Annotated in this window: 11 protein-coding genes; 7 read left to right on the forward strand and 4 right to left on the reverse strand. The window is 70.8% G+C overall.

Going from position 1 to position 12,169, the window contains the following annotated elements; translation table 11 throughout:
* Positions 1–24: 24 nt before the first annotated feature.
* A complete protein-coding gene (locus tag MTP10_RS11360) occupies positions 25–1,635 on the forward strand; it encodes an FHA domain-containing protein (protein WP_310709041.1) in 1,611 nt (536 codons plus the stop codon).
* 28 nt (positions 1,636–1,663) lie between these two features.
* Here the strand turns inward: MTP10_RS11360 and MTP10_RS11365 are convergent, their stop codons facing one another.
* Positions 1,664–2,179 carry a hypothetical protein gene (locus MTP10_RS11365; RefSeq protein WP_310709042.1) on the reverse strand — a complete coding sequence of 172 codons (516 nt, stop codon included), beginning with the start codon at positions 2,177–2,179 and terminating at the stop codon, positions 1,664–1,666.
* A 154-nt stretch (positions 2,180–2,333) separates the two neighbouring features.
* Positions 2,334–3,425: a GNAT family N-acetyltransferase gene (locus MTP10_RS11370; protein WP_310709043.1), complete on the reverse strand. Its 1,092-nt coding sequence runs from the start codon at positions 3,423–3,425 to the stop codon at positions 2,334–2,336.
* Positions 3,426–3,480: 55 nt separating this feature from the next.
* Here MTP10_RS11370 and MTP10_RS11375 point away from each other — a divergent pair, with 55 nt between their 5' ends.
* The 4 genes from MTP10_RS11375 to dop all read left to right on the forward strand — a co-directional run bounded on the left by MTP10_RS11375 (position 3,481) and on the right by dop (position 9,165).
* Positions 3,481–4,341, forward strand: a complete 861-nt coding sequence (locus tag MTP10_RS11375) for a tRNA (adenine-N1)-methyltransferase (RefSeq protein WP_310709044.1) — start codon at positions 3,481–3,483, stop codon at positions 4,339–4,341.
* Positions 4,342–4,545: 204 nt separating this feature from the next.
* Positions 4,546–6,309: a proteasome ATPase gene (gene arc, locus MTP10_RS11380; protein ID WP_310709045.1), complete on the forward strand. Its 1,764-nt coding sequence runs from the start codon at positions 4,546–4,548 to the stop codon at positions 6,307–6,309.
* Positions 6,310–6,439: 130 nt separating this feature from the next.
* A complete protein-coding gene (locus MTP10_RS11385) occupies positions 6,440–7,564 on the forward strand; it encodes an acyltransferase (RefSeq protein WP_310709046.1) in 1,125 nt (374 codons plus the stop codon).
* An 86-nt stretch (positions 7,565–7,650) separates the two neighbouring features.
* A complete protein-coding gene (gene dop / locus MTP10_RS11390) occupies positions 7,651–9,165 on the forward strand; it encodes a depupylase/deamidase Dop (protein ID WP_310709047.1) in 1,515 nt (504 codons plus the stop codon).
* A 79-nt stretch (positions 9,166–9,244) separates the two neighbouring features.
* On the opposite strand, the gene MTP10_RS11395 is transcribed toward dop, so the two are convergent.
* The gene (locus MTP10_RS11395) at positions 9,245–9,652 is read right to left on the reverse strand and encodes a hypothetical protein (protein WP_310709048.1); all 408 of its coding nucleotides are present in this window, start codon (positions 9,650–9,652) and stop codon (positions 9,245–9,247) included.
* A gap of 148 nt (positions 9,653–9,800) precedes the next feature.
* Here MTP10_RS11395 and MTP10_RS11400 point away from each other — a divergent pair, with 148 nt between their 5' ends.
* Both MTP10_RS11400 and MTP10_RS11405 read left to right on the forward strand, forming a co-directional pair.
* A complete protein-coding gene (locus MTP10_RS11400) occupies positions 9,801–10,010 on the forward strand; it encodes a ubiquitin-like protein Pup (RefSeq protein WP_310709049.1) in 210 nt (69 codons plus the stop codon).
* 32 nt (positions 10,011–10,042) lie between these two features.
* Positions 10,043–11,050 (forward strand): endonuclease domain-containing protein, encoded by a 1,008-nt coding sequence (locus MTP10_RS11405; RefSeq protein ID WP_310709050.1) that lies wholly within the window; start codon positions 10,043–10,045, stop codon positions 11,048–11,050.
* Here the strand turns inward: MTP10_RS11405 and MTP10_RS11410 are convergent.
* On the reverse strand, positions 11,026–12,135 hold the full coding sequence (locus tag MTP10_RS11410; RefSeq protein WP_310709051.1) for a DNA polymerase IV: 1,110 nt from the start codon (positions 12,133–12,135) through the stop codon (positions 11,026–11,028). The genes MTP10_RS11405 and MTP10_RS11410 overlap by 25 nt on opposite strands.
* Between the last annotated feature and the right edge of the window lie 34 nt (positions 12,136–12,169).

A 12,169-nucleotide genomic window follows, 5' to 3' on the forward strand; every position in this document is an offset into this window, starting at 1 on the left:
CACCGTCGGCGTGAAGGAGGGCTCATGACCGACCAGGGCTTCGGCGTGGTGCGTCCGCTTCCCGGGGACGGCCTCGTCGCCTACCTCGGCGGGCTGCTGCTCGCCTGCGACGCGGGCGAGAGCGCGGCCGGCGACCTGCTCGAGGCGTTGCGCTCGACGGCCGCCTCCGGCGGCGACGGCCGGGCCCTCGCCAGGCGCGCGGCCCAGGTGCTCGCCGCCAACATGACGGGCGATCCCGCCACCTGCGCGGTGGCCGGACCGGTCAGCGACGGCGGCGTCGCCGTGCTGGTCAGCGGCTCGGCCGCGGCCGTCATCACCACCGCGGACGGCCAGACCAGGCTGGCCGGCAGCGACTCGCTGACCTGGGCCGACCGGCTCATCGGCGGCCCGGTCGAGCGGGTCGAGCTGACCCTGCCCGGCGCCGGCACCCCGCACCCCGCGGTCCGCTTCGACGGCGGCGTGGTCCACGGCGGCGGCCTGGCGGGCGACTTCGGCGACCAGGCCGCGCCCGCCCCGTCCGGGCCGCTCACCAGCGAGCTGCCCAACACGGGCCTGTACATGGAGCCCGACCTCGTCCAGCCGCCGGCGCCCGAGCGCGCCCCGGTCAACATGCCGCCCTACCCCATGTCGGGCGACCAGCCGCCGGCCCCCGCGCAGCAGGCGCCCTCCTACCAGCCGGCACCGCCGTCGGGCCCGCAGGCAGCCCCGGCCGCGCACTCGCCGGCGTCCGCGCCGCCGGAGCCCTCCGGCGCCGGAGCGTCCGCGGGCGGTGCGGGCTACCCGCCGTCGCCGGCCGAGCAGTCGCCGGCCTCGCCGTTCCAGCCGCCGCACGAGCAGCCGCAGTCCGGCTACCCGAGCTACGACGAGCCCGTCCACACCCCCAACGGCGCCGGCGACCCCTACGACCAGCCGGGGCAGCCCGAGCCGTACGAGCAGCAGCCAGGCGCGCACCTGTCGGCGGTGCCCGACTACTTCGAGCCCGCCCAGCCCTCCGGACCGCCGTCCGAACCCTTCGACCAGCCGGGCCCCTTCGACCAGCAGGGCTCCTTCGACCAGCCGGGCCCGTTCGAGCAGCAGGGTCAGGGACAGCCGGGCCAGGGTCAGGGCCAGGCACAGGGCCAGGCGGGTCAGCACGCGCAGGAGCAGCCCGAGCACGGCGACCGCCCGCTCGTCTACGGCGTCGACTGCAAGAACGACCACTTCAACGACCCCCGCTCGCCGTACTGCGCGGTCTGCGGCATCGCCCTGGTGCAGCGCACCCTCGTCCCGTACAAGGGCCCCCGCCCGTCGCTCGGCGTCCTCGTCCTGGACGACGGCACCACGCTGCCGCTGGAGACCGACTACCTCCTGGGCCGCGACCCCGAGCGCGCCCCCGAGGTGGCCGGCGGCTCCGCCCGTCCCGCCAAGGTCACCAGCCCCGACGGCTCGGTCTCGCGCCGCCACCTGCGGGTGGCGCTCGACGGCTGGGACGTCAACCTGGTCGACCTCGGCTCGGTCAACGGCACCCAGATCCAGCCGCCGGGCGATCCCAACTTCTACGACATCCCGCCCAACGAGCCGGTCACGATCGCCCCGGGCACGACGGTCCGGGTCGGCGTGTCCCGCACGATGCGCTTCGAGCCCCACCGGGGCTGACGCTCCGCGTGACCGTCCGGCGCCCCCGTCACCGCGTGGGCGCCGGACGGCCCTCGCCGAAGGCGTGCACCCCGCGCAGGAGCCGGGCGGCCGCCTCCAGGCCGCTGGCCGCCTCCAGAGCCCGTCCTCCGGCCGTGGCGAGCCGGCTGAGCAGGTGCTCGTCGTGGTCCCCGAAGTCCCGCCCGGCCACCCAGAGGTGCAGCTGCTCGCGGGCGGCCAGGGGCACGGGCGTGGCCAGGAATCCCGGCTCGCCCACCGTGGCGTCCCGGGGCAGGCGCACCTGCCCCGCCGAGAGGGTCAGGAGCTTGAGCACGCCCGGCTCGGCCAGCCAGGGCCGTACCCCCAGCGGATCGCCCGGGGGAGCGTGCAGGTGGACGACCCGGGCGGCCTCCCGCAGCGGGTCCACCCGGACGAGACCGGCGTACCCCGTTCCGGAGACGTCGGCCGCGGCGCGGGCCAGCAGGTCGGCCAGCGCCGCCGCGTCCGGGCAGGAGAAGGAGCGGATGAGTTCGTGCACGACGACATGAGCGCGGTTGCCAGGCATCGAGGTGTATCCCTCCGCGGAGGGGGGAGAGACCGCGTGCCCTCTTCGCACGCGTCTCCGGTGCGGTGACCCGGAGTATTCACCGCGCCGCGCCGCTTGGCCAGACCCGAACGGGAAAGTCTGATTTCTGCCCAGATGTGGGAGCGTGCCCAGGCTAGCGGGACCGCAGGCGTACCCACTGGACGTCGTCGGCCCGCGTGCCGTCCGCCGCCGGGAACAGCTCCCGGTGGACGCACTCCCGCGTGAACCCCGCCCGCTCGAGCACCGCGTGCGACGCCCTGTTGCGCTCGTTCGTGCCCGCCGTGATCCGGTGCAGCGGCGTGTTCGCGAACGCCCAGTCCACGAGCAGCCGCACCGTCCGCGTCATGAAGCCCCTGCCCCGGAACTCCTCCAGCAGGGAGTAACCCACCATGGCCTGCCCCAGGACCGGCACCACGTGCGCGAGCTGCACGTGCCCGGCGAACGCCCCCGACTCCGCGTCGCGGATCGCGAGCTCCGCCCGCTGGGCCGTCACCCACCAGTAGCCGGTGTTGCGGCAGCGCCGCTCGATCTCCTCCAGCGTGGCCGCCGGCCCCATCGCGTAGGCCGCCACACTGGGCTGGGCCATCATCCGGTGGAAGTCCTCGGTGTCGCCGGGCTCGATGGGCACGAGCCGTACCACGCCGTCCGTCAGCTCGCCGCCCTCCAGCAGCGGGAGGTACGGCGGCGCCTCCTCGCCCGCGTCGAGGGCGAGCCGCCCGAACAGGACGTCGTCCGTCAGCCGCCCGTCGCGCGTCTCCCGGGCGTCGCGGCGGCGGCCCTCCTCGCGGAAGCCGGCCTTCAGCGCCACCCGCAGTGACGCCACGTTCTCGGCCGCGACCCGCAGCTCGACCCGGTGGACGCCCTGGTCGAACAGCCACTCGGTCACCGCCCGCACGGCCGCCGTGGCCACGCCCTTGCCGCGGGCCCACGGCGCGACCAGGTAGCCGATCTCGACCGCCCCCCACGGGTCGGGCGCCGAGACGCGCAACCCCCCGGCGTAGGCGCCGTTCTGCGCGATGGTGAACTCGGCGCCGCCCTCCTCCCACCTGCGCGCGGCCACGGCCAGGTGCTCGCGGGCGTCCCGCTCGGTGTACGGCGACGGCAGCGAGGTCAGGAACCTCGCCGCCACGGGATCGGCGCCCGTGGCGGTCATCCCCTCCACGTCGCTCTCCGCGGGGGCGCGCAGGACGAGGGAACCGGTGGACAGGACGGCACGAGGGAGCATGACCCATACATATCGCGCGTCAGAGGCCGGTCGAAAGCCCTATAACCTTGCCGCCATGGGTTTCCGCAGGCATGGGCCGTTCCAGGTGGGGGATCAGGTGCAGCTCACCGACCCCAAGAACAAGCGCCACACGATCACGCTCAAGCAGGACGGCGTCTTCCACACGCACAAGGGCGCCATCCCCCACAGCGAGCTGATCGGGCAGCCGGAGGGCTCCGTGGTGCGCTCCTCCGGCGGCACCCAGTACCTCGCGTTCCGGCACCTGCTGCAGGACTACACCCTGGCGATGCCGCGCGGCGCCGCCGTGATCTACCCCAAGGACGCCTCGATGATCGTCGGCATGGCCGACGTCTTCCCCGGCGCCCGCGTCATCGAGGCCGGCGTGGGGTCGGGCGCGCTGACCTGCTTCCTGCTGCGGGCCGTCGGCCCCGAGGGGCACGTCACCTCGTACGAGCGGCGCCAGGAGTTCGCCGACGTGGCCCGCGGCAACGTGGAGAAGTTCTTCGGCACCGAGGAGGACGGGCCGCTGGCCAACTGGCGGCTGGTCGTCGGCGACCTCGTGGCCTCGATCGACGAGGTCGACGTGGACCGCGTGATCCTCGACATGCTGGCCCCGTGGGAGTGCGTGGACGCCGCCGCCAAGGCGCTGACGCCCGGGGGAGTGATCTGCTGCTACGTGGCCACGACGACGCAGATGTCCAAGACCGTCGAGGTCATTCGCGATCACGGGAGTTTCACGGAGCCCCATGCGTGGGAGACCCTGGTTCGCGACTGGCATGTCGAAGGACTCGCCGTACGGCCCGATCACCGGATGATCGGGCACACGGGTTTCCTCGTCACCGCCCGCCGCATGGCGGACGGCGTGACACCCCCGCCACGTCGCCGACGACCGAAGGGAACCACCGAGGAACTATGACAATTCGGCCACGGGGATGCTTTGGTGCGTGAGACGGGAACAAGCCGCCGGGTTCCCGCGCTGGCAGGATTAAACGCACGACAGAGGATTATTCACCGAACACTGAATGTCACTCTACGAACACTGCCCGGCCAGGTTACGGAGGGGCCCGAGATAGGTAAGGTCCTAAGTAGTCGCCCTCGACTGGGAAGGAGGTGACGGGGCGTGGCAGCTCGCGATGATGCAGAGGCTCGAGCCGCGCAGCGCGAACGGGAGGTCGCTGATCTTTCAACACAGGTCTCCTTCCTCCAAGAGGAGATCACCGCGCTGAGGCGGAAGCTGGCCGAGTCACCCCGTCAGGCCAGAGTCCTCGAAGAGCGCCTCCACGAGGCACAGGCGAACCTCGCGGCCGTCACCGGCCAGAACGAGCGCCTGGTCGCCACGTTGAAGGAGGCCAGGGACCAGATCGTCGCCCTCAAGGAGGAGGTCGACCGGCTGGCGCAGCCGCCATCCGGTTTCGGCACCTTCCTGGAGGCCAGAGAAGACGGCACGATCGAGGTGTTCACCGGCGGCCGCAAGCTGCGGGTGAACGTCAGCCCGGCCGTCGACGTCGACTCGCTGAAGCGTGGCCAGGAGGTCATGCTCAACGAGGCCCTCAACGTGGTCGAAGCCCTCGGCTACGAAGAGGTCGGCGAGATCGTCATGCTCAAGGAGCTCCTCGACGAGGGCAGGCGCGCCCTCGTCATCTCGCACGCCGACGAGGAGCGCGTCGTCCGCCTCGCCGACTCGCTGGTGGGCCAGCCCATCAGAGCCGGTGACTCGCTCCTGCTGGAGCCCCGCTCGGGTTACGTCTACGAGCGCATCCCCAAGTCCGAGGTGGAGGAGCTCGTGCTGGAGGAGGTCCCCGACATCTCCTACGAGGAGATCGGCGGACTGTCCCGGCAGATCGAGCAGATCCGTGACGCCATCGAGCTGCCCTACCTGCACGCCGACCTGTTCCGCGAGCACCAGCTGCGCCCGCCCAAGGGCGTGCTGCTCTACGGCCCTCCCGGCTGCGGCAAGACGCTCATCGCCAAGGCGGTCGCCAACTCCCTGGCCAAGCAGGTCGCGGAGAAGACCGGCCAGTCCGGCAAGAGCTTCTTCCTCAACATCAAGGGCCCCGAGCTGCTCAACAAGTACGTCGGCGAGACCGAGCGGCACATCCGCCTGGTCTTCCAGCGGGCCCGCGAGAAGGCCTCCGAGGGCACCCCGGTCATCGTGTTCTTCGACGAGATGGACTCGATCTTCCGCACCCGCGGATCGGGCGTGTCCTCCGACGTGGAGAACACCATCGTCCCTCAGCTGCTGTCGGAGATCGACGGCGTCGAGGGCCTGGAGAACGTCATCGTCATCGGCGCCTCCAACCGCGAGGACATGATCGACCCGGCGATCCTGCGGCCCGGCCGCCTGGACGTCAAGATCAAGATCGAGCGGCCGGACGCCGAGGCGGCCAAGGACATCTTCTCCAAGTACCTCGTGGCCGGCCTGCCGCTCCACCCGGAGGACCTCTCCGAGCACGGCGGCTCCCGTGAGGCGACCATCCACGGCATGATCCAGAGCGTCGTCGAGCGCATGTACACCGAGAGCGAGGAGAACCGCTTCCTCGAGGTGACCTACGCCAACGGCGACAAGGAGGTCCTGTACTTCAAGGACTTCAACTCCGGAGCGATGATCCAGAACATCGTCGACCGGGGCAAGAAGATGGCCATCAAGCAGTTCCTCGAAAGCGGCCAGAAGGGCCTGCGGGTGCAGCACCTGCTCACGGCCTGCGTGGACGAGTTCTCCGAGAACGAGGACCTGCCCAACACCACCAACCCCGACGACTGGGCCCGCATCTCCGGCAAGAAGGGCGAGCGGATCGTCTACATCCGCACGCTCGTCTCCGGCAAGCAGGGCGCCGAAGCCGGCCGGTCCATCGACACCGTCGCCAACACCGGCCAGTACCTGTAGTCGCGTCCCGTCACCTCGAAGAGGGCCGCGCGGTTCACCCGCGCGGCCCTCTCGCATTCCCGCCCCGCCCACCGCGCTGTGAAAGCTGTTACTGCGGGAACCGAAGTGATCGACGTGACGTCCAAGGGTCGTGCATCTCAGCAACCGGCCGCGCCATGCCCGGGGGGACGGCCGGCTGGCCGAGCTCGACCTGCTGCGCTTCGCCGCCGCCCTGGCCGTGCTCGCCTTCCACTACCTCGTCGCCTACGCCTCCGTGTGGGGCGACCGGCCCGCCGAGCTGTTCCCCGCCGTCGCGCCCCTGGCCGGGCTCGGCATCCTCGGCGTCGAGCTGTTCTTCGTCATCAGCGGCTTCGTCATCCTCATGAGCGCCTGGGGCCGCTCCCTGGGCGCGTTCGCCCGCTCCCGGCTCGTCCGCCTCTACCCGGCGTACTGGCTGAGCCTGGCGGCCGTCGCGGCCCTGTACGGCCTCACCGGCGCCAAGGCGCTGGACCCCAAGCTCACCCCCGGTGAGTACGCCGTGAACGCCACCATGCTCCAACGGCTGTTCGGCGTCACCGACGCCGCCGGCGTCTACTGGTCGCTCTGGGCCGAACTCCGCTTCTACCTGATCATGGCGATCCTCGTCATCATCGGCGTGACCTACGGGCGGGTGCTCGTCCTCGGCGGCGTCTGGCTCGCCGCGGCCCTCGGCGCCGAACTGCTCGGCAACGACCTCCTCAACGAGTTCGTCATGCCCCGCTACGCCCCCTACTTCGTCGCCGGCATGGCCCTCTACCTCATCCACAAGCGCGGCAGCGCCTGGTTACCCTGGCTCTACGTCGTCGCCGGATGGGCCATGTCCCTCCACTCCGCCCTCGAACGCGTCCACGGCCGCATCAAGGTCGCCGGATTCAAGAACATGCCGGTGACCGACGTCTCCGTGATCGTCACCATCACCCTCGTCTTCGCCCTGATGGCGCTCGTCGCCCTCGGCCTCCTCCGGCTCAAGCCGTCCAAGGTCCTCACCGCGCTCGGCGCGACCACCTACCCGCTGTACCTGCTCCACTCCGCCGTCGCGGTCGCCCTCGTCCCGCGCCTGACCGGCAGCCTGCCCCCATGGCTCACCGCGACCGTGACCGCGCTCGCGGCGATCCTCCTGTCGTATCTCGTCTACACCTTTGCCGAACGCCCGATCCAGCGTCTGCTCAAGCCACGCCGCCACTCACCGGCCCGACCCGCCCCGGCCGTACAGGTGGAAAAGGCGTCGGTGCCATAACTCTGTGACCCTGGGGCACTGTGAAGGGCATAGGCTCGGGCATATAAACGGCGGATAGGCAGATCCGGACGAACAGAGGGTGCTGCATGACGGTGCGTCGGGTGATGGGCATCGAGACCGAGTACGGCATCTCCGTACCAGGTCAGCCGGGCGCCAACGCGATGGTGACCTCCTCGCAGGTGGTCAACGCCTATCTGGCGGCCTCGGCGGCCCGCGCACGCAGGGCCCGCTGGGACTTCGAGGAGGAGAACCCCCTCCGCGACGCCCGCGGGTTCGACCTCGCCAGAGAGGTCGCCGACCCCAGCCAGCTCACCGACGAGGACCTCGGACTGGCCAACGTCATCCTCACCAACGGCGCCCGCCTCTACGTCGACCACGCCCACCCCGAGTACTCCACGCCCGAGTGCACCAACCCCCGCGCCGCCGTCCTCTGGGACAAAGCGGGCGAGCGGGTCATGTACGACGCGGCGCAGCGCGCCTCCGCCATCCCGTCCAACGCGCCTATCCAGCTCTACAAGAACAACACCGACGCCAAGGGCGCCTCGTACGGCTGCCACGAGAACTACCTCATGCGGCGCTCCACCCCCTTCGCCGACATCGTCCGCCACCTCACCCCCTTCTTCGTCAGCCGTCAGGTGGTCGTCGGAGCCGGGAAGGTCGGCATCGGCCAGGACTCCCGCGGCGAGGGCTTCCAGATCAGCCAGCGCGCCGACTTCTTCGAGGTCGAGGTCGGGCTGGAGACCACGCTCAAACGCCCCATCATCAACACCCGCGACGAGCCCCACGCCGACCCGGAGAAGTACCGGCGGCTGCACGTCATCATCGGCGACGCCAACATGTCCGAGATCTCGACGTACCTGAAGCTCGGCACCACCGCGCTCGTCCTCGCCATGATCGAGGACGGCTTCATCACCCGCGACCTGGCCGTCGACAACCCGGTCCAGGCGCTGCGCGCCGTCTCCCACGACCCGACCTGCCGCTACGAGATCTCCATGCGCGACGGTCGCCGGCTCACCGCGGTCCAGCTGCAGATGGAGTACCTCGACCAGGCCCGCAAGTACGTCGAGGAGCGCGGCACCGCCCAGGACGAGATGAACAAGGACATCCTGGACCGCTGGGAGTCCGTCCTCACCCGCCTGGCCGAGGACCCCATGCAGCTGTCCCGCGAGCTCGACTGGGTCGCCAAGCTGGAGCTGCTGGAGGGCTACCGCACCCGCGACAACCTGCCCTGGTCCCACTCCAGGCTCCAGCTCGTCGACCTCCAGTACTCCGACATCCGGCCCGACCGCGGCCTCTACAACCGCCTCGTCGCGCGCGGGCGCATCCAGCGCCTCGTCACCGAGGACGAGGTCCAGCGCGCCGTGGAGAACCCGCCGACCGACACCCGGGCCTACTTCCGCGGACGCTGCCTCCGCCAGTACAGCGAGTCGGTCGCCGCGGCCTCCTGGGACTCCGTCATCTTCGACATCCCCGGCCGCGAGTCCCTGCAGCGCGTCCCCACCCTGGAGCCGTTGCGCGGCACCAAGGCGCACGTGGGCGAGCTGTTCGACCGCTGCCGCACCGCGGCCGACCTGGTCGCCGCCCTCACCGGCGGCGACTGACCCTCCCACCGGCACTTCTACGGCGTCCCGGCCCTCGTCCGGGACGCCGTTCTTTGATCTACGACGTAAAGGCGGCCGCTCAGATCAGCAGGCCCGCACCCAGCGACAGCGCGCCCACGGCCAGACAGGCGCCCCCCGCGACGGTCAGCCCGATCAGGCGGCTCGGCTTCGTGTCGCCCGGCCTGATCACCGACAGGAAGAAGCCCAGGGGCATCAGGATGGGCGCGGCCACGATCAGCACCCGCACCAGCCACTTCAGGCCCTCCGGCAGGCCCGTCTGGTCCACGTAGAGCATGGCCACCAGGCTGAACAGCACCAGCACGCCGGCGTGGGCGTGCCCGGCCCGCCACAGGCCGCGCCGCACGGGGTTGTCGACGTAGCCCGGCACGCCGCGCATGAGGAACTTCAGCAGGGTGACGCCGCCGAAGGCGATCGTCGGCACGGTGATGAGCAGCACACCGGCCATGGTCAGGGACGCGGGGGACACGGGAAACCTCCTGGCAGAGCGTCTGGGGCGTATTGGATAGTACAGCTATCCAGACAAACCGGCAAGATCGCCGGTCCTTCGGCGCGAAATGTCGCCCGGTTCGGGGAAGATATGCCTCAAGAGGCAGTCCCCCGAGTGGAGGTACGACATGGCGAACAGGGACTCCGGAGGTCAGAAGCAGGCCGGCCGGCGTGAGGGCGAGGTCGAGGAGACCGAGGCGTCGGCGGCGCCCGACGTCCAGGAGCGCCAGGAGAAGCTGACGGACGACGTCGACGCCATCCTGGACGAAATCGACGAAGTTCTCGAAGAGAACGCAGAGGAGTTCGTGCGCTCTTACGTGCAAAAGGGCGGAGAGTAGGGCGAAACGGACAGGCAAAGTAGGGCAAGAGTATGGGAAGCGATGAGGGCTTGAAGCGGTGCCCGGACTGCGGGGAGGCCAAGACGCTCTCCGAGTTCGGGCTCAACAAGCGCATGGCCGATGGCCGTGCGCGCTACTGCAAGCCCTGCTTCCAGGTCCGCTCCACCCGGAGCTACCGCAAGCGCAAGGCCGAACAGGGCAAGGTCGTGCGTGAGCGGGTGGAGCCGCCCCCCGGCCACAAGTACTGTCCGAGGTGCGAAGAGATCAAGGCACATGCCGAGTTCGGCAGTAACCGATCCAGCAAGGATGGGCTGACCGCGTACTGCAAGCCGTGTCATGCTCGGGTGACGCTCGACAACAGGGTCAAGAACCACGGCAGCGACCGGAACTACAAGCTCAAGTACCGCTACGGCATCACCGAGGACGACTTCGACCGCATGCTGGCGGAACAGGGCGGTCTGTGCGCCATCTGCCGTGCCGTACCGGGCACGTTCGTCGACCACTGCCACAGCAGCGGGCGGGTGCGCGGCGTGTTGTGCTTCAACTGCAACAACGGACTGGGGCACTTCGGCGACAACACCGTGCTGCTGGAGCTGGCCGCCTTCTATCTCGATGGATGGGGGTTTCGGCCCGAGTTCGTGGTGCCGCCGCAGGCGCGGCCGGGCGGGGTGGTGGCCCGGACGAGGTCGTACCACCTGTCGCAGCGTTACGGGATGCGGCACGAGGACGTCGAGCGGATGATCGCCGACCAGTTCGGGCTGTGCGTGGTGTGCTGGGACCGCCCGCCGGAGCATGTCGATCATTGTCACCGTACGGGTGATGTCCGCTTCGCGCTCTGCCTGCCGTGCAATACAGGGATCGGGCAGTTCCGGGACGACGCCGGGGTGGTGCGGCGGGCTCTGGCTTACGTGGAGGCGGCCACGCCCGAGGAGGCTGAGTGCTACGCCGAGGTGGAGCTGTCGCCTGAGGAGTTCGCGCGGCTGGAGCAGGTGGATGAGGATGCCTGGTCGGAGTTCTATTCCAGGGTGGTGAGGGTGTAGGGGGCCTGTTCGCCGTCGGGTGGGGCGTACTCGATGCCGACGCCGAGCAGGCGGACGGGGCGGGTGAGGTCGAACCGGCCGAGGACGGCGAGGGCGACGCGGGTCAGCTCGGCGGGGTCCGTGGTGGGTGCCGCGAGTTTCGTCTGGCGTGTGCGGGTGAGGAACGGGGCGAATCGCACCTTGACGGAGACGCGGACGGCGGCTCGGTTCTCGGCGGCCGCGTCCGAGGCGACCTGTCCGGCGAGGGTGGCGACGTGCGCGGCGATGTCGGACGCGTCGGTGAGGTCGTGGGGGAAGGTGGTCTCGCGGCTGTGACCGCGCGGCACCCACGGGGTGGTGACGATCTCCGACTCGCCGTGGCCGAGGGCGAGGTAGCGGTACCAGGGGCCGTTGGTGGGCCCGAAGCGGCGGGCCAGCTCGGCGGGGTCGGCGGCGGCGAGCTGGGCGACCGTGTGCAGGCCCAGGTCCGCGAGCTTCCCGGCGGTGCGGGCCCCGATGCCCCAGAGGGCGTCCGTGGGCCGGTCGTCCATGACCTCCCGCCAGGTGTCGGTGGTGAGCCGGAAGATCCCGGCGGGCTTGGCGAAGGCGGAGGCCAGCTTGGCCTGGTGCTTGTTGTCGCCGATGCCGACCGAGCAGGTCAGCTCCGTGGCGGTGAGGACGGCCCGCTGGAGCTCGGCGGCCAGGGCCTCGGGGTCGTCGGTCCGGGCGCCGGCGAACGCCTCGTCCCATCCCCAGACCTCCAGGCGGATGGGGAGGCCGCGCAGCGTGGCCATGACCCGCTCGGAGGCGGCCTCGTAGGCGGGCCGGTCGGCGGGCAGGAAGACGGCGTCGGGGCAGCGTCTGAGCGCGGTGCGCAGCGGCATGCCCGAGTGGACGCCGTACGCGCGGGCCTCGTAGGTGGCGGTGGCGGCCACGGTGCGCGGCTGCGTGGGGTCGCCGGAGCCGCCCACGACGACGGGCCGGCCGCGCAGCTCGGGGTGGCGCAGCAGCTCCACGGCGGCGATGAACTGGTCGAGGTCCACGTGCAGGATCCAGTCCCGGCCGGATCCGGTGGATCCCGTCGAGTCGGTGGGCACGGTGGACATGCTGTAAGTATGTCCCGCTCAGAGGGCTGACGCC

The sequence above is a fragment of the Nonomuraea sp. 3-1Str genome (assembly GCF_031570565.1).
GTDB lineage: Bacteria > Actinomycetota > Actinomycetes > Streptosporangiales > Streptosporangiaceae > Nonomuraea.

Excerpts from the sequence above, each read along its gene's own strand:
- MTP10_RS11360 (WP_310709041.1), top strand. The coding sequence starts at position 25 with ATGACCGACCAGGGCTTCGGCGTGGTGCGTCCGCTTCCCGGGGACGGC.
- MTP10_RS11400 (WP_310709049.1), top strand. The coding sequence starts at position 9,801 with ATGGCGAACAGGGACTCCGGAGGTCAGAAGCAGGCCGGCCGGCGTGAG.
- MTP10_RS11405 (WP_310709050.1), top strand. The coding sequence starts at position 10,043 with ATGGGAAGCGATGAGGGCTTGAAGCGGTGCCCGGACTGCGGGGAGGCC.
- MTP10_RS11370 (WP_310709043.1), bottom strand. The coding sequence starts at position 3,425 with ATGCTCCCTCGTGCCGTCCTGTCCACCGGTTCCCTCGTCCTGCGCGCC.
- dop (WP_310709047.1), top strand. The coding sequence starts at position 7,651 with ATGACGGTGCGTCGGGTGATGGGCATCGAGACCGAGTACGGCATCTCC.
- MTP10_RS11410 (WP_310709051.1), bottom strand. The coding sequence starts at position 12,135 with ATGTCCACCGTGCCCACCGACTCGACGGGATCCACCGGATCCGGCCGG.
- MTP10_RS11365 (WP_310709042.1), bottom strand. The coding sequence starts at position 2,179 with ATGCCTGGCAACCGCGCTCATGTCGTCGTGCACGAACTCATCCGCTCC.
- MTP10_RS11375 (WP_310709044.1), top strand. The coding sequence starts at position 3,481 with ATGGGTTTCCGCAGGCATGGGCCGTTCCAGGTGGGGGATCAGGTGCAG.